This window comes from Pseudomonas sp. NPDC088890 (assembly GCF_044900155.1).
Classification (GTDB): domain Bacteria; phylum Pseudomonadota; class Gammaproteobacteria; order Pseudomonadales; family Pseudomonadaceae; genus Aquipseudomonas; species Aquipseudomonas urmiensis.
The window spans coordinates 326,383-346,298 of sequence record NZ_JBJDNG010000007.1 but is presented as its reverse complement, the minus strand read 5'-3'; the positions used below and the strand labels follow the sequence as shown (position 1 = coordinate 346,298).

Annotated in this window: 18 protein-coding genes; 13 read left to right on the top strand and 5 right to left on the bottom strand. The window is 64.1% G+C overall.

Annotated features, from left to right (window positions below; genetic code table 11):
* Window positions 1-13: 13 nt before the first annotated feature.
* On the bottom strand, window positions 14-832 hold the full coding sequence (locus ACI2JX_RS17470; RefSeq protein ID WP_264232468.1) for a helix-turn-helix domain-containing protein: 819 nt from the start codon (window positions 830-832) through the stop codon (window positions 14-16).
* Between the two features lie 106 nt (window positions 833-938).
* Between ACI2JX_RS17470 and ACI2JX_RS17465 the strand changes: the two genes are divergently transcribed.
* On the top strand, window positions 939-1,253 hold the full coding sequence (locus tag ACI2JX_RS17465; RefSeq protein WP_368971981.1) for a DUF2834 domain-containing protein: 315 nt from the start codon (window positions 939-941) through the stop codon (window positions 1,251-1,253).
* Window positions 1,250-1,678 carry an MAPEG family protein gene (locus ACI2JX_RS17460; protein ID WP_264232470.1) on the top strand — a complete coding sequence of 143 codons (429 nt, stop codon included), beginning with the start codon at window positions 1,250-1,252 and terminating at the stop codon, window positions 1,676-1,678. The genes ACI2JX_RS17465 and ACI2JX_RS17460 overlap by 4 nt, the downstream gene beginning before the upstream one ends.
* A 26-nt stretch (window positions 1,679-1,704) precedes the next feature.
* Here the strand turns inward: ACI2JX_RS17460 and ACI2JX_RS17455 are convergent, their stop codons facing one another.
* Entirely contained in the window at window positions 1,705-2,103 is a 399-nt protein-coding gene (locus tag ACI2JX_RS17455) for a hypothetical protein (RefSeq protein ID WP_264232472.1), read from the bottom strand.
* 232 nt (window positions 2,104-2,335) lie between these two features.
* On the opposite strand from ACI2JX_RS17455, the gene ACI2JX_RS17450 reads away from it, so the two are divergent.
* The 6 genes from ACI2JX_RS17450 to ACI2JX_RS17425 all read left to right on the top strand — a co-directional run bounded on the left by ACI2JX_RS17450 (window position 2,336) and on the right by ACI2JX_RS17425 (window position 10,678).
* The gene (locus tag ACI2JX_RS17450; RefSeq protein WP_186557003.1) at window positions 2,336-2,857 is read left to right on the top strand and encodes a sigma-70 family RNA polymerase sigma factor; all 522 of its coding nucleotides are present in this window, start codon (window positions 2,336-2,338) and stop codon (window positions 2,855-2,857) included.
* Window positions 2,854-3,813, top strand: a complete 960-nt coding sequence (locus ACI2JX_RS17445) for a FecR domain-containing protein (RefSeq protein WP_404690609.1) — start codon at window positions 2,854-2,856, stop codon at window positions 3,811-3,813. Before ACI2JX_RS17450 ends, ACI2JX_RS17445 begins: the two co-directional genes overlap by 4 nt.
* Window positions 3,814-3,943: 130 nt before the next feature.
* Window positions 3,944-6,424 (top strand): TonB-dependent siderophore receptor, encoded by a 2,481-nt coding sequence (locus ACI2JX_RS17440; protein ID WP_404690608.1) that lies wholly within the window; start codon window positions 3,944-3,946, stop codon window positions 6,422-6,424.
* Window positions 6,425-6,577: 153 nt separating this feature from the next.
* Window positions 6,578-8,125, top strand: a complete 1,548-nt coding sequence (locus ACI2JX_RS17435) for an AMP-binding protein (RefSeq protein ID WP_404690607.1) — start codon at window positions 6,578-6,580, stop codon at window positions 8,123-8,125.
* A 15-nt stretch (window positions 8,126-8,140) separates the two neighbouring features.
* On the top strand, window positions 8,141-9,304 hold the full coding sequence (locus ACI2JX_RS17430; protein WP_404690606.1) for an acyl-CoA dehydrogenase family protein: 1,164 nt from the start codon (window positions 8,141-8,143) through the stop codon (window positions 9,302-9,304).
* A gap of 63 nt (window positions 9,305-9,367) precedes the next feature.
* Window positions 9,368-10,678 (top strand): MFS transporter, encoded by a 1,311-nt coding sequence (locus tag ACI2JX_RS17425; protein WP_404690605.1) that lies wholly within the window; start codon window positions 9,368-9,370, stop codon window positions 10,676-10,678.
* On the opposite strand, the gene ACI2JX_RS17420 is transcribed toward ACI2JX_RS17425, so the two are convergent.
* The gene (locus ACI2JX_RS17420; protein ID WP_404690604.1) at window positions 10,663-11,625 is read right to left on the bottom strand and encodes a LysR family transcriptional regulator; all 963 of its coding nucleotides are present in this window, start codon (window positions 11,623-11,625) and stop codon (window positions 10,663-10,665) included. The genes ACI2JX_RS17425 and ACI2JX_RS17420 overlap by 16 nt on opposite strands.
* A 150-nt stretch (window positions 11,626-11,775) precedes the next feature.
* Between ACI2JX_RS17420 and ACI2JX_RS17415 the strand changes: the two genes are divergently transcribed.
* The 3 genes from ACI2JX_RS17415 to ACI2JX_RS17405 are packed head-to-tail and all read left to right on the top strand — an operon-like array spanning window position 11,776 to window position 13,805.
* Window positions 11,776-13,113 (top strand): DUF1329 domain-containing protein, encoded by a 1,338-nt coding sequence (locus ACI2JX_RS17415; protein ID WP_264232484.1) that lies wholly within the window; start codon window positions 11,776-11,778, stop codon window positions 13,111-13,113.
* A gap of 13 nt (window positions 13,114-13,126) precedes the next feature.
* Window positions 13,127-13,513 (top strand): YidH family protein, encoded by a 387-nt coding sequence (locus ACI2JX_RS17410; RefSeq protein WP_404690603.1) that lies wholly within the window; start codon window positions 13,127-13,129, stop codon window positions 13,511-13,513.
* A complete protein-coding gene (locus ACI2JX_RS17405) occupies window positions 13,506-13,805 on the top strand; it encodes a DUF202 domain-containing protein (protein ID WP_404690602.1) in 300 nt (99 codons plus the stop codon). The genes ACI2JX_RS17410 and ACI2JX_RS17405 overlap by 8 nt, the downstream gene beginning before the upstream one ends.
* Window positions 13,806-13,823: 18 nt before the next feature.
* Here the strand turns inward: ACI2JX_RS17405 and ACI2JX_RS17400 are convergent, their stop codons facing one another.
* Entirely contained in the window at window positions 13,824-15,782 is a 1,959-nt protein-coding gene (locus ACI2JX_RS17400) for an alkyl/aryl-sulfatase (protein WP_404690601.1), read from the bottom strand.
* A 101-nt stretch (window positions 15,783-15,883) separates the two neighbouring features.
* The gene (locus tag ACI2JX_RS17395; protein WP_404690600.1) at window positions 15,884-16,783 is read right to left on the bottom strand and encodes a LysR family transcriptional regulator; all 900 of its coding nucleotides are present in this window, start codon (window positions 16,781-16,783) and stop codon (window positions 15,884-15,886) included.
* Window positions 16,784-16,883: 100 nt separating this feature from the next.
* Between ACI2JX_RS17395 and ACI2JX_RS17390 the strand changes: the two genes are divergently transcribed.
* Window positions 16,884-18,122, top strand: coding sequence for a 3-hydroxyacyl-CoA dehydrogenase (locus ACI2JX_RS17390; RefSeq protein ID WP_264232493.1), 1,239 nt, complete (start codon window positions 16,884-16,886; stop codon window positions 18,120-18,122).
* Window positions 18,119-19,906 (top strand): acyl-CoA dehydrogenase C-terminal domain-containing protein, encoded by a 1,788-nt coding sequence (locus tag ACI2JX_RS17385; protein WP_404690599.1) that lies wholly within the window; start codon window positions 18,119-18,121, stop codon window positions 19,904-19,906. The genes ACI2JX_RS17390 and ACI2JX_RS17385 overlap by 4 nt, the downstream gene beginning before the upstream one ends.
* Window positions 19,907-19,916: the final 10 nt, after the last annotated feature.

Sequence of the window (19,916 nt, the reverse complement as noted above, 5' to 3'; positions counted from 1 at the left end):
CCTTGGGCTGTGCCTAAACTGCCGCCGCTGACCACTGCGCGTACGCCGCCGTCATCACCTGCCAGGTTTGCCGGTCGGCAGGGATCAGATGTTCGATACGCAGTGACGCCACGCTGATGTCCAGCGGCATGCCGAAAGTGGTAAAGGTCGACAGGAAATTGAGCTCGCCTTGCGCGCTGCGCACTCGGGTCAACACCACAGGGGAGAGTGCCGGGCTCAGTGGCAGATCGGCTGGCCCAGGCAGCTTGCGCAACAGCTCAGCCAACTCAGGATTGCTGAAGGCTTCCCGGGCCGCGCGTTGCCAGGCAATTGCGCGTATCTCATCGGCATTGACCAGGTGGTCGCCCAGGCCACCGGGGCGCAGCAGCGTGTCGAGCAGATTCAGGCCGGACGGCTGGGTCGTCTGAACACCGAGCATTGCCATGAGCAAGCCGGCACTGGCATTGGCAGCGGTGATGTCCCAGTTACTGGCGATCACCAACGCCGGTGCCGGGTTGTTGGCCTGCAGGATGTGCTCGATCGCGTCATGCACCATTGCCATCGCTGGCGCGTCGGGTGTCGAGGCCATGTAGCGCGGGGCAAAACCTGCCGCGAGAAATATCTCATTGCGTTGTTCCAGTGGAGCGTCGAGGGCTGACAGCAAAGCATGCAGCGTGCTCGGGCTGGGCTTGGCGCGGCCGGTCTCGACGCAGCTGAGGTGACGCTGGGAAATGCCAGTAATCAGCGACAATTCGAGCTGGCTCAGCCTGGCTTGACGGCGCAGGCGCCGCAGATGCTCACCCGCCGCTGTGGCGGTAAGCGGATGAGTCGTGAGGGAGTGGGAAGGGCTCATGGGTACACTCTGACGGTCCTTGTGTAGCGAGTCCATGACCTGTCAGGTCATTGAGCAGCGAGCAACTCTACCACTAGGGTTGCGTGCAACTCACCAGGAGAAGCACATGCGCGCGCCCTATATCGCTTTACCGCTGCTGTTGGCTTTCACGTTGTACACCGGCTGGAGCATGCTAATTGCCGATCAGTCGCTGATCGCATTCGGCCTTGAGCTGATGGCCAGGCCCGACACTGCCCAAGTGGTCATCGATCTGTACCTGATGGCCGGGCTTGCCTGTCTCTGGATGGTCAACGACACCCGCGCCCGAGGGGAGCCTTTGCGCGGGGTGCTGCCGTACGTGCTGGTCACGATCGTGTTCGTTTCAGCAGGGCCGCTGTTGTATATCGTGGTTCGGGGCTTTTGCGCCAGGGGCAGGCAATGAACAGTGTGCTGTCTGTGTATGCCATCTGTGTGGTGGTTCTGCTGCTCAAGATGCTCGCGATCTCGTGCTATCAAGGCTATTTTCGTTTGCGCTGCCAGATCTTCACAAACCCCGAAGATGCTGCTGTTTTCCGGCGCTCGGCCGAATTCGAAGAATGCCCACAAGTCAGACGCGGCGCGAAAGCCTGGAGCAATGACCTTGAAAGCATCCCGCTGTTCATTGCGCTGGGTGGGCTGGCGGTTGCCGTTGATGCGCCTGGGGTGATGAGCCAGTACTTGAGCGGGCTGTTTACCGTCGCCAGGGTCTTGCACACAGTCACTTATCTAGCGGGCGTGCAGCCATGGCGTACGGTCAGTTATGGCATGGGTGTGCTGTGTTTGCTCGGCCTGGCCGGGATGATTGTGCTCAAGGTGCTGGCGGCCTGAGCACTCAGGCTCAGGCGTGCAGGGTGTTAGCGGCGATAGTAACGGTGATGCTCTTCGTAGCGGTGGCGCATTACCCGTTCGTGGTGGCGCTCCCAGTCACGATGGCGTTTGGCTTCACGGCGCGCCTGCTCCCTACGCCATTGATCTCGGCGCCAGTTGTCGCGTCGCCACTCATCTCGGCGATCGTGCCAACGGCCGTCGTGCCAGTAACGGTCGTCATGGGCCAGCAATGGCGCCGACTGCTGATCGGCGACGTCGGCCAGGCTTGACCAAGGGTTGCCAGCCGACTGCTTGGCTGGCTCAACGGCTGTCAGTTGCTGGGCCAAGGCCGGCGCTTTGGGGTTGATCTGTGTTGCTGAGGCCGAGCCCACTGCCGCGAAGGCGAACAGGGCCAAAAGCACCATCCGGGGGGCATTGAATTTCATGAGCAAAGACAACCTCTACGTGGCAGTTTGACGTGTGCTCATCTGCTTGCGCAAACCTGGTGAGGTGGCTGTCTAGCGAGCAAATGTGCGTATTCACATAGACCGATAAATAGGCAAAAGTTCTAAGCGCCCCATGGTAAATAGCCTGCTGGGCCAATGCATGGCTATTGCAAATCACCGAGTGCACGCATGACAATAAGATTCATTACCACTCGCGAACTGTTCTATTACCATGTCCGCCACCGATCTATCCTTGCGTAGCGCCGTCAATGAGCTGTACTGCGACCATCACGGCTGGCTCAATGGCTGGCTGCGCAAGCGCCTGGGAAATGCCTTCGATGCTGCCGACCTGACCCAGGACACCTTCGTGCGAGTGCTAAAGGCGCGCAGCGCGCTGGAGATTCGCGAGCCCCGGCCGTACCTGTCACGCATTGCCAAAGGCTTGCTGATCGACTTGCTGCGTCGGCGCTCGTTGGAGCAGGCCTATCTGGATGCCTTGGCCAACCTGCCTGAAGCGCATCATCCTTCGTTGGAGGAGCAAGCGATCGTGCTGCAAGCGCTGGTCGAAATCGACCGCCTGCTGCAAGGGTTGGGGCCGAAGGTCAAGCAAGTGTTCATCCTCTCGCAATTCGATGGCCTGACCTACCCACAGATTGCCGAGCACCTGGGCATCAGCCTGCGCAGCGTCAATAACTACATGGCCAAGGCCATGGAGCATTGCTGCCTGATGCAGATCAAGATGCAACTGGCATGAGCCTCTCGCCTGCCGAGTTGCAAGCGATCAGCGCCGCCGCGCGCTGGTACGCCCGACTGCAGTCGGGCGTGGCGACCGATGCCGATCGCCGCGCCTGGAATGACTGGCTGATTGCCGACCCGGTTCATCGTCAAGCCTGGCAACGCATGGCGGCTGTGAGCGAGCAGATGGCCAGTGTGCCTGGCAGCCTGGCCGCCCCTGCCTTGCGCGGCGCCGAGCGCTCTCGGCGCCAGCTGCTTGGCAGCGTGTTAGTAGTGGTGCCGGCCACCTCACTGGGCTGGCTGGGCTGGCGCAGTGAGACCTCGCACAACCTGCTTGCCGATTTTCGTACCGCCGTGGGTGAGCGCCGCGAGTTTCGCTTGGCCGATGGCAGCTCGCTGCTACTCAACACCGATACCTCGGTCAACCTCAGGTACGACGGTCGTCAGCGGCTGCTTGAGCTGTTGTCGGGTGAGATTCTGGTGAGCACCGCCGCTGATCCTGCGCAGCGGCCGTTCAAGGTGCTCACCCGGCATGGCCAGGTGTTGGCGCTGGGGACGCGTTTTATCGTTCGCTCGCAGGCGCAGGGTGGTGAGGTGGCGGTGCTCGAGAAAGCGGTAGAAGTCAGGTCGTTCAGCGGTGCATCGACGGTGCGCGTGGAAGCCGGGCAGTCGGTAGACTTCAATGCCCGCGCGGTGACGGCGCCAAGGCGCAATGACGCGTCGGTGGGTGCTTGGCAGCAAGGCAGCATCATCGCCCTCGATCGTCCTTTGGCGCACTTGCTGGCTGATCTTTCGCGCTATCGCCCTGGCGTGCTGCGCTGTGATCCGCGGATTGCGCAATTGAAGGTGTCTGGGGCGTTCCCCATCGATGACACCGACCGCGCGCTGGCCGCGCTGGAGAGTGGTTTGTCGCTGCGGGTGACGCGCTACAGCCGGTTCTGGGTCAATGTCTCCGCGCCCACCGGGAAGTCGTAGGCAGAAGTTGAGGGCGCCGCCGCGATTGCCATCGGTTGAAAATTTTTTGTCAGCGCCTGCACTTTTCCAATCCACTGTTCGGCTCATTCCCCAGTGAGTTCATTTGATGTTCTTTGGGGGGAGGGTAGGCATGTCTGCTGTGTACAAGTGGTGTGGGCTGGCGAAAGCAGTAAAAGTTGGATTATTGGTGGCAACCACTGCCGGCGGGTGGTCGAGCGTCACCCTGGCGGCCCAGGTGCCCGCCCAGCAGCACAGTACGGTGCGCTCGTTCGATATCGCCGCGGGCAGCCTGACTGAAGTGCTCAGCCGTTTCGCCAGTGCGGCCGGGGCTGCGATTTCCTTTGACGCGCGCGACACAGATGGCCTGCATTCACCTGGGATCAAAGGCACGTTCGGCGTCAGCGAAGGCTTTGCGCGAATCCTTGGTGGCAGCGGTTTGCAAGCCGAGCCCCAGGCCAACGGCACCTTTGTCCTGCGCGCAGTGCCGGCAACGGGCTCGGCGCTGGAGCTGGGCGCCACCACGGTCAACGCCCAAGTGCTGGGTGCTACCACCGAAAACAGCGGTTCGTACACCACCGGTGCGGTGACCATCGGCAAGGGTGAACACTCGCTCAAGGAGACCCCGCAATCGGTCACGGTGATGACCCGCAAGATGCTCGATGACCAGAACCTCAACACCATCGATCAGGTCATGGAAAAGACCCCCGGCATCACCGTCTACGACTCGACCATGGGCGGCAAGTACTTTTACTCGCGCGGCTTTCGTATGTCGGGCCAGTATCAGTACGATGGTGTGCCACTGGACATGGGCAACCTCTATGTCCAGGCCGACAGCTTCAGCAGCGACATGGCCTATTACGATCGGGTCGAGGTACTGCGCGGTGCCGCCGGCATGATGAAAGGCTCCGGTGGCACTGCGGGCGGGGTGAACTTCGTGCGCAAGCGCGGCCTGGCAGTCGCGCATACCGACATCACCCTTTCTGGCGGCAGTTGGGACAACTATCGCGGCCAGGTCGACACCGGCGGCCCGCTGAATGCGTCCGGCAGCCTGCGTGGGCGGGCGGTGATCGCCGAGCAGAGCCGGCATTACTTTGTCGACGACGCCAGCCGCAAGGACCAGGTGTACTACGGCGCGCTCGACCTCGATGTCAGCCCCGACACCACGCTCGGCCTGGGCATCGCCTATGAAGATGTCGACGCCAACCCATGCTGGGGTGGCCTGCCGCGCTACAAGGATCGCAGCGACCTCAAGCTCAGCCGCTCGACCTGCCTCGACCCTTCCTGGAATACCTGGCGCAGCAAGCGCACCACAGTGTTCAGTGACCTGACCCACCAGCTCAATGACGACTGGAAGCTCAAGGTGGCCAGCGTCTATACCAAGAACACCCAGGCCATCAAATACGCCTTCGCCTCCGGAGCGGTGACGCCTGGCACCAATACCACCGGCATGCTCGGCAGCCTGTACGACTACGACCAGGTCGATTATGGCCTGGACGCTTACATCGATGGCAAATTTGCCGCGTTCGGCCAGCAACATGAACTGGTGCTGGGCATGAACGCCAGCCGCGCGAACAAGGACGATTTCTACTCGGTGGCGTTTCTGCCGCAACGGCAGGACGTGTTCAACCCGGACAAGTCCATCCCTGAGCCGGATGACAACTACTTCATCGAAAACTCGTCGCGTGGCGGCCCGGTCAAATCGGTGACCAAACAGAAGGGCGTCTATTCGACCCTGCGCTTGAAACTGGCCGATCCACTGACCGTAGTCGTGGGTGGTCGGGTGAGCTGGTACAGCTCCGACACCGATTATGACTTCCTCAACGCTGTCCCTTCGCAGCATTCCAGTACCCGCGAGACCGGCCAGGTCACGCCGTTTGCCGGCGTGCTGCTGGACCTCAACGACAACCTCACGGCCTACGCCAGCTACTCGGACATCTTCACCCCGCAGGGCAATTACCGCTCCGAAGACGGCTCGGCGCTCAAGCCGTTGGTGGGCCAGAGCTACGAGCTGGGGATCAAGGGCGCCTGGTTCGACGGTCGCCTGAACAGCGCTTTCAACCTGTTCCGCACCATCCAGAAAGATCAGGCGCAAACTGACTACAACTCTTCCTGCCCGTCCTCCGATGGATACTGTTACGTCAATGCCGGCAAGGTTCGCGCCCAAGGTTTCGAGGCCGAGATCAGCGGCGAAGTCATCGAGCGCTTGCAACTGCTCGCCGGATACACCTACACCCAGACCAAGACCCTCGACGATATCGACACCACCCTCAACGGCGCCGCGTTCAACAGCTATGTGCCGCGGCATGTGTTGCGCATGTGGGGTGAATACGCCCTGACTGGCGCACTTGAACGCTTCACCCTCGGCGCCGGGGTTAATGCGCAAAGCGACAATTACCGCGTTTCGCCTTCCAGCGGCGAGAAAATCAGCCAGTCGGGCTACGCGATCTGGAACGGTCGAATCGGTTATCGGATCGATGACACCTGGTCTGTGGCCCTCAACGGCAACAACCTGTTCGACAAGCGTTACTACACCACCATTGGTACCGAGACGTTCGGCAACTACTACGGTGAGCCGCGCAACTTCATGGTATCGCTCAAGGCGAGTTTCTGAGCTGGGGTCATGGCTGTTGCAAGGTCCACGCCTGCCAGCGTTCTGAGGATGCCAGCCAATAACGCTATGGACGGCATCTGAAACTGGTATTAGATGCGCCCGCGCACGGCTGTTTAGCATCGTCGATGTCTTCCTGTCGACGAGAACAACAACGTGAACCTTGGAACGATCATTACCCGAAGTGCCCGCTACTGGCCTGATCAGATTGCCGTAGCGGACAGCCAGGCGCGCCTGACCTACGCCCAGCTGGAACGCCGCAGCAACCGCTTGGCCTCTGGGCTGGGTACCTTGGGCGTGGGCGCCGGCGAGCATGTGGCGATCCTCGCCGCCAACCGCGTGGAGTTGGTGGAAGCGGAAGTGGCGCTGTACAAGGCGGCGATGGTCAAGGTGCCGATCAATGCCCGGCTGTCACTGGATGAAGCGGTGCGGGTGCTGGAAGACTCCTGCAGCGTTGCCCTGATCACCGATGCCAGTTTTGCCCAGGCGCTGGCCACCCGGCGTGCGCAGTTGCCGCTGCTGCGCCAGTTGATCGTGCTGGAGGGCGAGGGCGGCGACCTGGGCTATGCCGCATTGCTCGAGCGCGGCAGCGAAGCACGGTTGGACCTGGACCCGGCCGACGACGCGCTGGCCGTGCTGCACTACACCTCCGGCAGCTCGGGCGTGCTCAAGGCCGCCATGCTCTCCTTCGGCAACCGCAAGGCGCTGGTGCGCAAGAGTATCGCCAGCCCGACGCGGCGCTCCGGGCCGGGCGACGTCATGGCCCACGTCGGGCCTATCACCCATGCCAGCGGCATGCAGATCATGCCCCTGCTGGCAGTCGGCGCTTGCAACCTGCTGCTGGAGCGCTACGACGACCGCCTGTTGCTCGAGACCATCCAGCGCGAACGGGTGACCCGGCTGTTCCTGGTGCCGGCGATGATCAACCGGTTGGTCAATTACCCTGGCGTCGAGCGCTTCGACCTGTCCAGCTTGAAGCTGGTCATGTATGGCGCTGCGCCCATGGCGCCGGCCTTGGTGAAGAAAGCCATCGAATTGTTCGGGCCGATTCTCGCGCAAGGTTACGGTGCCGGTGAGACCTGTTCGCTGGTCACGGTACTGACCGAGCAGGACCATCTGGTGGAAGACGGCGACTACCAGCGCCTGGCCTCCTGTGGGCGGTGCTATTTCGAGACCGACCTGCGAGTGGTCAATGAGGCGTTCGAGGATGTGGCACCCGGCGAGGTCGGCGAGATCGTGGTCAAGGGCCCGGACGTCATGCAGGGTTACTGGCGCGCGCCAGCGCTCACCGCCGAGGTCATGCGCGACGGTTACTACCTCACCGGTGACCTGGCGACGGTCGATGCGCAGGGTTACGTGTTCATCGTCGATCGCAAGAAGGAAATGATCATTTCCGGTGGCTTCAACGTGTACCCCAGCGAAGTCGAGCAGGTGATCTACGGCTTCGCGGAAGTGTTCGAGGTGGCGGTGGTCGGTGTGCCCGATGCGCAGTGGGGCGAAGCGGTGCGTGCGGTGGTGGTGCTCAAGCCCGGGGCGCAGTTGCAGGCCGACGAGCTGATCGAGCGTTGCGGCCGTGCACTGGCCGGTTTCAAGAAGCCGCGCGGCGTGGACTTTGTCAGCGAACTGCCGAAAAACCCCAACGGCAAGGTGGTCCGCCGCCTGGTCCGGGACACCTACTGGCAACACAGCGAACGTCGTATCTGACCAGGGAGCATTACCATGTATCAACCAAGTGCAAAAGCTGCGCAGATCATCGAAGCGATCGAAGGTTTCGTTCGCGATCAGGTTCGCCCGCTGGAGCAGCAAGCTCAGCTGGACTGGGCGCGCCCGCATCCACAGGCGGTGCTGCGGCAGGTATGGAAGCGCTCGAGCGAGCAAGGCCTGTACACCGTCATGCTGCCTGAAAGCATGGGTGGGGCCGGCCTGAACGTGGCCGACCTGTGCGCGGTGAAGGAGGCCACGGTGCTGACCGGCTCCATGCTCGCGCCGCATGTGCTGGGCGAGCTGTCGGGGCCGCCGCGGGTCGGCCACCTGTTCAAGGTGGCCAGCCCTTACCAGGTCGAGACCTTCCTCAAACCCGTGTGCCGCGCCGAAAAAGCCGTGTGCTTCGCGTTGACCGAAGCCGAGGCCGGCTCGGATGCGACAGCCATCGCGACCCAGGCACACCGCGAGGGCGATCACTACGTACTCAGCGGCAACAAGCGCTACATCTCCGGCGCCACTTACGCGGACCTGGCGGTGCTGCTCGCCGTGACCGGACCGGGGCAGGGCGCACAGGGTATTTCAGCGTTCTTCGTCGACCTCAAGGCGCCCGGTGTACAGGTGCTCAGCGACTATTCGGTGATGTCCGGTGGCGGTGCCCATGGTGACATCGTGCTGGATCAAGTGCGCGTGCCGGCGGCCAACCTGATCGGTGAACAGGGACAGGGCTTCAAGCTGGCCATGGGGCGCATTACCCTCAACCGCCTATTGCATTGCCCGACCCTGCTGGGGATGGCCGGCCTGGCCCTGAACCTGTCGATCGAGCATGCGCGTAGCCGCAAGCAATTCGGTCAGCCGATCGCTATGTTCCAAGCGGTCAACCACATGATCGCCGACATGGCCACCGAGCTGCACGCTGCGCGCAGCATGGTGTACGCCACCGCCCAGGTGAATGACGCCGGGGGCGATATCCGTACTCAGGCGCCGATGTGCAAGCTGTTCGTCTCCGAGGCCGCCTTCCGCATTGCCGACAAGGCGGTCCAGGTGCACGGCGGGGCCGGTTTGATGCAGGGCCACCCTGTAGAGTGGATTTTCCGCGCCACGCGAATGATGCGTATCCTCACCGGCACCAGCGAGATTCAACGCAACACCATCGCCAAAGGCGTGCTGATGCCTGCCTGATCGACGGCCGCCGCTGCGGCGGCCGTTTGGCATCACCCCACAACAATAACAAGAGTACTCGCCATGACTGCAGATTCTTCCCTGCCCAACCCCCGTACTGCCTGGCTGGTGGCCGTCTTGCTGGCGCTGCTGATGCTGGTCAACTTTCTCGACAAGGTGGTGATCGGCCTGGTGGCGGTGCCGATGAGCGCCGAACTGGGCCTGACGGCCACCGAGTTCGGCTTGATCGGCGGCGCCTTGCACTGGTTTTTCGCGATCTCCGCCGTGGTCGGTGGTTTTATGGCCAACCGCCGCCCCACTCGCACCTTGCTGTTGGGCATGGGCCTGTTCTGGGCACTGATCCAGCTGCCGATGCTGTTCGCCACCTCACTGTGGACCATCGTCGCCTGCCGCGTGCTGCTGGGCATCGGCGAGGGGCCGGCGTCGCCGGTCGCCACCCATGCACTGTACAAGTGGTTCCCCAACGACCGGCGCAACCTGCCGGTGGCCCTGCTGCATGCCGGCAGCGCCATGGGGCTGCTGGTGGCCGGGGCAATGATCCCCTGGGTCAGCCTGCATTATGGCTGGCGTACCAACTTCATCATCCTGGCACTGATCGGCCTGGTCTGGTGCCTGCTGTGGTGGCGGTTGGGCCAGGAGGGCACGCTCGAGCGTTTGCGCGCCAGCCAGCTCAAGGCCGATGAACCGGCAATTCCCTACCGCAAACTGCTGAGCGATCCCAGTGTGCTGGGCAACTACCTGTGCCACTTCGCCGCTAACTGGTCGTTGGCGTTGACCCTGACCTGGGTGCCCAGCTACCTGCAGGTCGGCCTGGGCATCGACCCGCTGCAGACCGGACGCATTTTCGTCATGTTCGTGGTCGTGACCACGCCGCTGAGCTTGCTGCTGGCCTGGTTGTCCCAGCGCCTGATGCGCCGCGGCGTGCCTTCGCGGGTGGCACGCGGGGTATTCGTTGCCATGTGCCTGATACTGGGCGGGCTGTTGTCGGCGTCGCTGATCCTGCCAGGGCTGAGCACCGCCGTGCGGGTTGCAGCGCTGACCTTCAGTGGCGGCCTGGCGTTAGTCATGTATTCGGTGGGGCCGGCGATGCTTGCCGAGTTCACCCCGGCGGCCCAGCGCGGCGGCATCCTGGCCATGGGCAACGGCATCGCTTCGTTGGCCGGTTTGGCAGCGCCGGTGGTCACCGGCGTGCTGGTGCAGGGCGCGGGAGCCGCGCATCCGGCGGGGTACGCCCAGGGGTTCTTGGTCTGCGGTGCAGTGCTGGTGGTGGCCGGACTGGTTGGCCTGGCCAGCTTGAACCCGCAGCGCACCCTGCAGCGCTTGCGCGAGTCGGCTGCAGGTGACGGGCAGACGCGCGCTCAGACCGCCAGCTGAACGCCGAGCACTGATTCCAGCGGTTCGGCCTCTTTGCCGATCAGATCGCCCCGCCAGCGGCCGCTGTTGACCAGGTCGATCAGCACGCTGCGCACCAGGTCGCGCAAGCAACCGGCGGCGAACGACAGGGGTTTGTGCTGCGAGTGCGCCAAGGCGATGGTGCGGCTGATGCGCGGCTCGACGATGCGTCGCGCCGTCGTGGGTTCGAGCAGTTCGCTCAACGGCGGCCAGTTGCTGATGGTCGCCGCCAGGCCGGCACGCACCAGGCTGGCGATGCCGGGTGCCGATTGCTGTTCGTAGGCGGCGCTCAGTGGCACGCCGGCTTCCATGGCGGCTTGCTCGATGCGCCGGCGCAGGTGCAGCGCCCGCGGCGGCAACACCAGCCGAGTGGCGGCGGCCTCGGCCAGGGTAATGGTGTCAGGGGCGTTCGGTGCTGATGCGCCGACCCAGTACAGCGCTTCGGTGAAGATCGGCTCAGCCTCGACATGCTCGAGTTCCTCGGCATTGGGCACCACGCCAAAGTCCACCTTGCCCAGCTCGATGGCTTGGCCGCCTTCGCGGCTGAGGCCGTCCCACACCGTCAGGATCACGCCGGGGAAGCGCTGTTCGGCGCGCCTGACGATTTCCGGCAGCAGCAGGTTGGCGGCAGTGGCCGGAATGGAAATGGCCACGTGGCCCTTGGGGTCGCCGCGGCTGGACTTCAGCTCGTCCTTCACCGAGTCGAGCTTTTGCACCACCTGACGCGCCACCTCGTAGAGCTGGCGCCCGGCATCGGTCAGGGCAATGCCGTCGTGCTGGCGGTCAAGCAACTGCATTTCCAGTTCGCTTTCCAGCAGGCTTATCTGCCGGCTCAGCGCCGGCTGGGCAATGTAGGCCCGGCGCGAAGCCGAGGAGAAGCTGCCGGCTTCGACGATGGCGATCAGGTAGCGAAGCTGTTTCAGGGTCATCGGAGCGGTTCCAAGGGTATGCCGAACTGATATGGCACGTATCCGAACACGTTATTTGTGAGGTTCGAAGCGCGGCTCCTAGTATCACCCCGAAAGGGCGGGCCAAGGCAAGCCCGTCTGGGATCACACAACAACAAGAGGCCTAGCCCGATGAAACCTGTTGCCCTGCTGCGCTGCATCCTGCTCGTCAACGCCAGCCTGCTGACCCTGCACGTGGCTGCCAAGCCGCTGCATGCAGAACTGACGCCGGTTGGGGCCGAATGGGGGCCCAGTAGCGACGGTCGCATCCCGGCCTGGAGCGGCGGCCTGCAAGCGGGGCAAGTATCGCTGGCGGTCAACGGTACCCCCCTTGACCCGTACGCCGATGAGCAGCCGCTTTACGTCATCAGCGCCAACAACTACACCCAGTACCGGGAGCAGCTTACCGCCGGGCAGGTGGCCTTGCTCCAGCGCTACCCTAACTCGTTTCGCTTGCCGGTGTACCCATCGCACCGCAGTGTCGCGGTGCCGCAACCAGTGAGCGAGTGGGCCCGGCACAATGCTCGCAGTGCCCAACTGGTCAATGACGGCAACGGCGTGCAAGGCTTTGCCGGCGTCCTGGCATTCCCCAAGCCCAGTAATGGCCTGCAGGTTCTGTGGAACCACCTCACCCGGCCACGCAATGCCAGCTACAGCCTGGCCTCGGACAGTATCACCCCGCGTGGCGATGGCCGCTTCGCCACGATGAGTCTGCAGCAGACCTTCGCCCGCCCCGACGTGCTGGAGGATGGCCAGACCGGCAATGTCCTGTATTACCTGAGCTACCGCATGACCGCCCCGTCGCGCCTGGCGGGCGATGCCGTGGTGCTGCACGAAACCCTCGATCAGGTCGCGCAGCCGCGCCTGTCGTGGCTGTACAGCAGTAGTCAGCGGCGGGTGCGGCGGGCTCCGGCACTTGCCTATGACAGCATCACCCCGGGCACCGCCGGCCTACGTACCGCCGACAGCCGCGACATGTTCAATGGTGCCCCGGACCTCTACCAGTGGACCCTGGTGGGCAAGAAGGTTCTGCACGTGCCGTACAACAGCTATCGCCTGGCCTCGCCTGTGCTCGGCTATGCCGCGTTGATCGGGCCGGGTCACGTCAACCCGCACCCCACCCGCTACGAGCTGCACCGGGTGTGGGAAGTGGTGGGTACGCTCAAACCGGGGGCCAGGCATATCTATGCCAGTCGTCGCTACTACCTGGACGAGGACAGCTGGGCCATCGTCGAGGCGGACTTCTTCGATCACCAGGGGCAGTTGTGGCGTACAGCCCAGGCCCACAGCTACTACCACGTCACCGGGCAGGCACTGGTCAATGCCATGGAGGCGATCTATGACCTGCGCACTGGCCGCTACCAATTGTCAGGCCTGACCAACCAGCAGCCAAGGCCGTACGCCTTCGATGTGCGTACCAGTGCTTCTTATTTTTCCCCCGGCGCGTTGCGCAGCCAAGGGCTGCGCTGAGACAGGACCCGCGATGAACCCCGAACACCGTCACACCCCTTGGGAGCGTTGGTTGCTGGGGCAGGGCAAGGCGCCCGATCCACGCTTCACGCTGGCCAATGAACGTACCTTTCTTGCCTGGATCCGCACCGCCCTGGCCTTGCTCGGCGGCGCCATCGCCCTCGAAACCTTCACCGCCCATGCCTGGCCCGCGCCAGCACGTGTGGCGATGGAGTTGGCGTTGCTGGCCATGAGCTTGCTGGTGAGCCTGGGCGCCGGCTGGCGCTGGTTGGCGGTTGAACGGGCGCTGCGTCGCGAGGCGCCGCTGCCACTGGCGCGCCTGGTGCCGCTCTTGAGTGTGGCGTGTGGGCTTGCCTGCGTGCTGCTGGTGGGGGTGTTCTGGGAGCGTTGGCATGGTTGATAGCGCGTGCGACAGCGGGCTGCAGGCCGAACGTACAGTGCTGGCCTGGCGGCGCACACAAGTGGCGTTGCTACTGGTAGCGTGCCTGGCTTGGCGTGGCGAAATGCAGATGGTGGCAGGCATGGCGTTGTCATTGGCGCTGTTGGGCAGGACCCGCGAGCGCGGGATCTACCGCCGTGGCCTGGGCATGCTGCGCTGCGGGCAGGGACAGGCAGGTGCCTGGATCGTGCCGTTGTGTACGGTGGGGATGGCCGGATTGGTGCTGGGCGTCTGGTTGCGCCGCTCGCTGTAGAGCGGCGCTGGTGCTGATTCAGGGGGTGACGATGTTGAAGCGCCCATCCGGTTCGTCCAGCGCTGCCATGAAGCGCATGAGCTTTATGCGCTCGCCGCTGATGGCGATATCACCTGCGGTCGCTTCCTTGAGAAAGCCGGTCTGCTTCAGTGCGATGCGGTCCAGAGTGGCCTTGCTCATTTTTACCTCGACATCGGCCTGTCCGTGGCGGCGATGGTCGCGGTGGGTGAGCACCCCATTGCGCAGGGTCAGGGCGTAGTCTTCGTTCAGGTCGGTGAAGTGCCAGTTGATGGTCAGGTCCTGCTCGGCGGCCTTGGCGGCATCCACGCGTACCCCTAGGTAGTCGAAGAACAGTGTCGGGGTCAGGGCGCGCACCAGGTCGTCGGCACTGCCGCCCTTGCTGGCGGCTGGCGCCATGCCGTTGCGCAGCTCCTGTGCGCCAGTCAGGTAGGCGTTGCGCCAGGTGGCGTTCTCGCTCTGGTAGCCCAGCTGTTCCAGGGCGTCGGCCTGTAGCTCGCGCGCCAGGCTGTTATCGGGCTGGGCGAAGACCAGGTGCCGGGTGAGCTCTGCGACCCAGCGGTATTCGCCGTTTGCGTAAGCTTCACGGGCCAGCGTCAGCACGCGCTCGGCACCGCCCAGGGCCGTTACGTAATGCGCACCGGCCTCGCTCGGCGGTAATGGGTTGAGGGTCGCCGGGTTGCCGTCGTAAAAGCCCATGTAGCGCTGATATACCGCACGCACGTTGTGGCTGAGCGAGCCATAGTAGTCGCGGCTATACCATTTGCTCGCCAGCCGTGGCGGCAACGTGGTCAGTTCGGCGGCAATCTCGGTGGGGCCGAGGCCGCGGTTGATCAGGCGCAGGGTCTGGCTATCGATGAACGCGTACATGTCGCGCTGATCGGCCAGGTACTCGCGGATCGCCGCGCCGCCCCAGGTCGGCCAATGGTGCTGGGCGAACACCACCTCGGCCTGCTCGCCATAGCGCAACAGCGACTGATCCAGGTAGTACGCCCACACCTTGGCATCGCGTACCTGGGCGCCGCGCAGGGTCAGCACGTTGTGCTGCACGTGGGAGGCGTTCTCGGCCATGCACAAGGCCTTGAACTGGGGAAACCACAGATTCATCTCGGCGGGCGCTTCGGTGCCGGGTGTGAGCTGGAACTCGATATCGATACCGTCGATGCGCAGGCTTTCGAAGGGTTGCTCGATCAGCCGGGTCGGGGCGATCAGGCTGACCGTGGCATTGGCTGGCACACCCTTGCCCAAGCCGGCATCCACCTGGCCGCGAGGCCCGCGTGGCAGCGGCGCGCCGTACATGTACTGCGCCCGGCGCTTCATAGCAGGCCCGGCCAATACGTTTTCGCTGATGGCATGCTCGAAGAAGCCCTGCGGGGCGATGACCTGCACCTTGCCGGCCTTGACCTCGGCCTCGTCGACCACCCCACGCACTCCGCCGAAGTGATCGACGTGTGGATGGGTATAGATCACCGCGACCACCGGTCGCCGCGGGCGATGACGGTAGTACATCGCCAACCCGGCCCTGGCGGTCTCCACCGACAGTAGCGGGTCCATCACGATCAGGCCGTGCTCGCCTTCGATCAGGGTCATGTTGGCCAGGTCCAGGCCGCGCACCTGGTAGATGCCGTCGGTGACCTTGAACAACCCGGCAATGCTATTGAGCTGGGCGATGCGCCACAGGCTCGGATTGACCGTGGCCGGCGCCTCGCCGTTCAGGAAGGCGTAGCGCTGCAGGTCCCAGACAGTTTTGCCGTCGGCATTGACCACGGCGTCGTCGACGGCTTCGAGCAGACCACGGCGGGCATTGTCGAAGTCGCTGCGCTCGGCAAAGGGCAGGCGCTGCAACCATTGTTGATTGCTTTGGCGGGTGAGGTCGGTGGCATCTTTGCCCGGTCCTTCGGCCAGCGCCGCAAAGGGCAGGGCCAGGGCCAGCAGGCAGGGCAATGTTGGTACGCGCATGGGGTGGTCCTTGTTGTTCTGAGTGCGAACACTCTAAGGACAGTACTCGCCGACGAACCAATACCACTCTTGCATGGCTACCCATGCCGGGATGCGATGGCTCAGTCGGCGCCAATATCCATGATGCGCGCCACCAGCCAGGCCAGTGCCGGGTCGTGCTGGCGGTGGGCAAGGTAGACCAGTTCCAGCTGGAACGGCTGCAACGCGAACGGCAGGTCGAATAACTGAAGCGGCAGCAGCCTGGCGAAATGGCGGGCCAGTGCGGTGGGCAGCACCACGCATAGGTCGGAGCTTGCCGCCAGGTGCGCGGCCTGCAGGTAATTGGGGGTGGTGTAGACGATCTGCCGGGCCAGGCCCTGTTCAGCCAGCCATTGGTCGACCATGCCGCGGGTCTGACCGCCGTGCACCCACAGGTGGCGCAAGCCGAGGAACGTCTGCAGGTCCAGTGTGCCCGCCACTTGCGGGTGGCCCTGGCGCAGCGCCACGTGCAGGGTTTCGCTGCGCCAGTGGCGCCGCTCGTAACGCGCCGGTACATCATCGAAGCGCCCCAGGACCAGGTCGAGTTCGCCGCGGTCGAGGGCCTCGGCCGGTAGGTTGGGCGTCAGGTGCAGCACGTCCACGCGCAAATGCGGGGCCTGGGTTTGCAAAGTGACCAGCAGTTTGGGCATGCACAGCTGTTCGGCGAAATCGGTGAGTGCGACGCTCAGCTGCCGATGGCTGATCTGCGGGTCGAAGCGGTCGCCGACGCCCAGGGTCTGTTCGATCTGTTGCAGCGCCGCGCGAATCGGGCCTTCCAGGGCCAAGGCGCGTGGAGTGGGGCGCATCTGCCGGCCGACGCGCACCAGTAGCGGGTCGCCGAGCAGGTCGCGCAGGCGCGCCAAGGCATTGCTCACGGTCGGCTGGGTCAGGGCCAGACGCTCGGCGGCGCGGGAGACGTTCTGCTCTCGCAATAGCATGTCCAGCACGCGCAACAGGTTGAGATCGAAGTTGGCTATATTCATGCGAAAAATACATGGGATGGAAAATGAAAATTTCAAAAATAGTAGGCGCCTGACTAGGGTGAGGGCAATGCCTTGACACCACTAATCAGGAGCGTCACCCGTGAGTACTCCCTTCAACATTCAGCAGGTTGGCGTGATCGGCGCCGGCACGATGGGCCGCGGCATTGTCATCAGCCTGGCCCGGGCAGGCCTTGCGGTGCTGTGGCTGGATAACGACCCCAGGGCTACCGCAGCCGGCTTGGCGATGCTCGCGCAGACTTGGGCACAGCAGGTGGCCAAGGGGCGCATCGACCAGGCCGAGGCCGACGCCTGCCTGGCGCGGGTGCGCCAGGTCATGGCCTGCGCCGACCTCGCCGAAGTGGACCTGGTGATCGAAGCGGTATACGAAAACCTGGCACTCAAGCAGGACATCTTCCGCACCCTGGACAGCACACTCAAAGCCAAAGCCATCCTGGCCAGCAACACCTCGGCTCTGGATATCGACGCCATCGCTGGCGTGACCCGCCGGCCAGAACAGGTGCTGGGGCTGCATTTCTTCAGCCCGGCCCATGTCATGAAGTTGTTGGAAGTCGTGCGTGGGGAGCGCACTGCGCCTGCGGTACTCGATGCGGCCAAGGCCCTCGGCCAGCGCATGGGTAAGGAAGTGGTGGTGGCCGGCAACTGCCCGGGCTTCATCGGCAACCGCATGCTTGCCACCTATGTGGCCGAGGCGCGCAAGCTGCTGCTCGAAGGCGCTACGCCGCGGCAGGTGGACGAGGCGCTGCAGGCGTTCGGTCTGGCCATGGGCCCGTTTCGCATGTATGACGTGGTCGGCATCGATCTGGAGTGGCGAGCGCGCCAGCTGGCTGGCAAGGACCTGGATGCGCCTTTGGTACAGGTTGACAATGCCCTGTGCGCGCTGGGGCGTTTCGGCCAGAAAAGCGGCCAGGGCTACTATCGGTATGCTCCCGGCAGCCGCGATGCCGAGCACGACCCTGAGGTCGATGCACTGGTGCTCAAGGTTGCCCTGGACTTGGGCATGCACCGGCGCGCGATCGACGATGAGGAAATTCGCGAGCGCTGTCTGCTGGCACTGGTCAATGAAGGGGCGAAGATTCTTGAGGAGTCGGTGGCCAGTTGCAGCGCCGACATCGACCGGGTCTACCGGTATGGCTACGGCTTCCCGGCAGCGCTCGGCGGGCCTATGTGCTGGGCCGATCAGCAGGGTTTGAGCCTGCTACTGGCAAGGCTGGAGCGCCTGCAGGGCCTGTTCGGTGAGCACTGGCGTCCGGCCGCGCTGTTGATGCGCCTGGTGGCCGCCGGCAAACAGCTGGCCGATGTCCGCGAGGGCCGCGCATGAGCTACCGAGCCCCTTTGCGTGACATGCATTTCGTACTGCACGAACTGTTCGATGTGACAGCGCACTGTGCCCGCCTGGGCAATGAGCTGGACCGCGAAACCATCGATGGCATCCTCGAACAGGGTGCACGCTTCGCCGGCGAGGTGGTTGCGCCGCTCAACCGCCAGAGCGATGAGCAGGGCTGCCGCCTGGAGCAAGGCAGCGTGCGCACCCCCGATGGCTTTCGTCAGGCCTACCGACAGTATGTGGCGCAGGGCTGGGGAGGCATGACCGGCCCACTGGAGCACGATGGCCAGGGACTGCCGCAAATGGTTGCAGCCTGCTTTCACGAAATGCTGATGGGCGCGTCGCTGTCGTTTCGAATCTATTCCGGCCTGACCGAGGGCGCCGTGCTGGCCTTGCACCGGCATGGCAGCGCTGCGCTCAAGCGCGACTACCTGGGCAACCTGGTCAGCGGCCAATGGGCCGGCACCATGTGCCTGACCGAGCCCCAGGCCGGCACCGACCTGGCGCTGTTGCGCACCCGCGCTCAGCCGCAAGGTGACGGCAGCTACCGCATCAGTGGCAGCAAGATCTTCATCAGCGGTGGCGACCAGGACCTGACTGACAACATCGTCCATCTGGTGCTGGCGCGGCTGCCGGATGCGCCGGTGGGTGTGCGTGGCATCAGCCTGTTCCTGGTGCCCAAGTTCCACTGCACCGATGGCGGCGGGTTGGGCGCGCGCAACGCGGTCGAATGCGGCGCGCTCGAACACAAGATGGGCATCAAGGGTGCAGCGACTTGCTTGATGAACTTCGATGATGCCTGTGGCTGGCTGGTCGGTGAGGCCAACCAGGGGTTGGCCTGCATGTTCACCATGATGAACGACGCGCGTTTCCAGGTCGGCCTGCAGGGCCTGGGTATCGCCGAGGCGGCCTTCCAGGGTGGCCTGGCCTATGCCCGCGAGCGCTTGCAGTCACGCGGCCTGGCCGGCCCGGTAGCGCCCGCACGCAGTGCCGATCCGATCATCTGCCACCCTGACGTACGGCGCATGCTGCTGACGCAGAAAACCCTCAGCGAGGGCTGCCGGATGCTGGCGGCCTTCGCGGCGCAAGCGCTGGATCTGGAACATGGCGCCGCGCAGCCTGAAGTTCAGGCGGCTGCCGGTCGCCGGGCAGCGTTGCTGATCCCGATCGTCAAGGCCTTCCTCACCGATGTTGGCCAGGAGGCCGCCAGCCTGGGCGTGCAGCTCTATGGCGGGCATGGGTATATCCGCGAGTGGGGCATGGAGCAACTGATGCGTGACAGCCGTATCACCCAGTTGTATGAGGGCACTAACGGCATCCAGGCCCTGGACTTGATTCGCCGCAAAGTGCTCGGCGACAACGGCGAGCAATTGCGCCTGCTGATCGATGAATTGCTCGAAGTGGCCCAAGGTTGCCGCGCGGACGGCCTGACGAACATGGCCCAGGCAGTCACCCAGCGCCTGCAGGAATGGCGCAACCTGAGCGCCGAGGTGCTTGATGCCTGTCGCTGCGACCCGCAGGAGATCGGTGCGGTGTCGGTGGACTTTCTCGCCTACTCAGGCTACGTGCTGCTGGCCGCATTGTGGCTGCGGGCTGCTGACACTGCCAGTGCGGCTCTGGCAGCAGGCAGTGCGGACAGTGCCTTCTACCAGGCCAAGCTGCATGCCGCCACCTTCTATTGGCGGCGGGTGTTGCCGCGCGCCAGTGCTCATTGCCAGGCGTTACGCGGCGGCGCCCTGTGCCTGATGAGCCTGGATGAAGCGCACTTCGCCTTCTGACCTGGCCCAA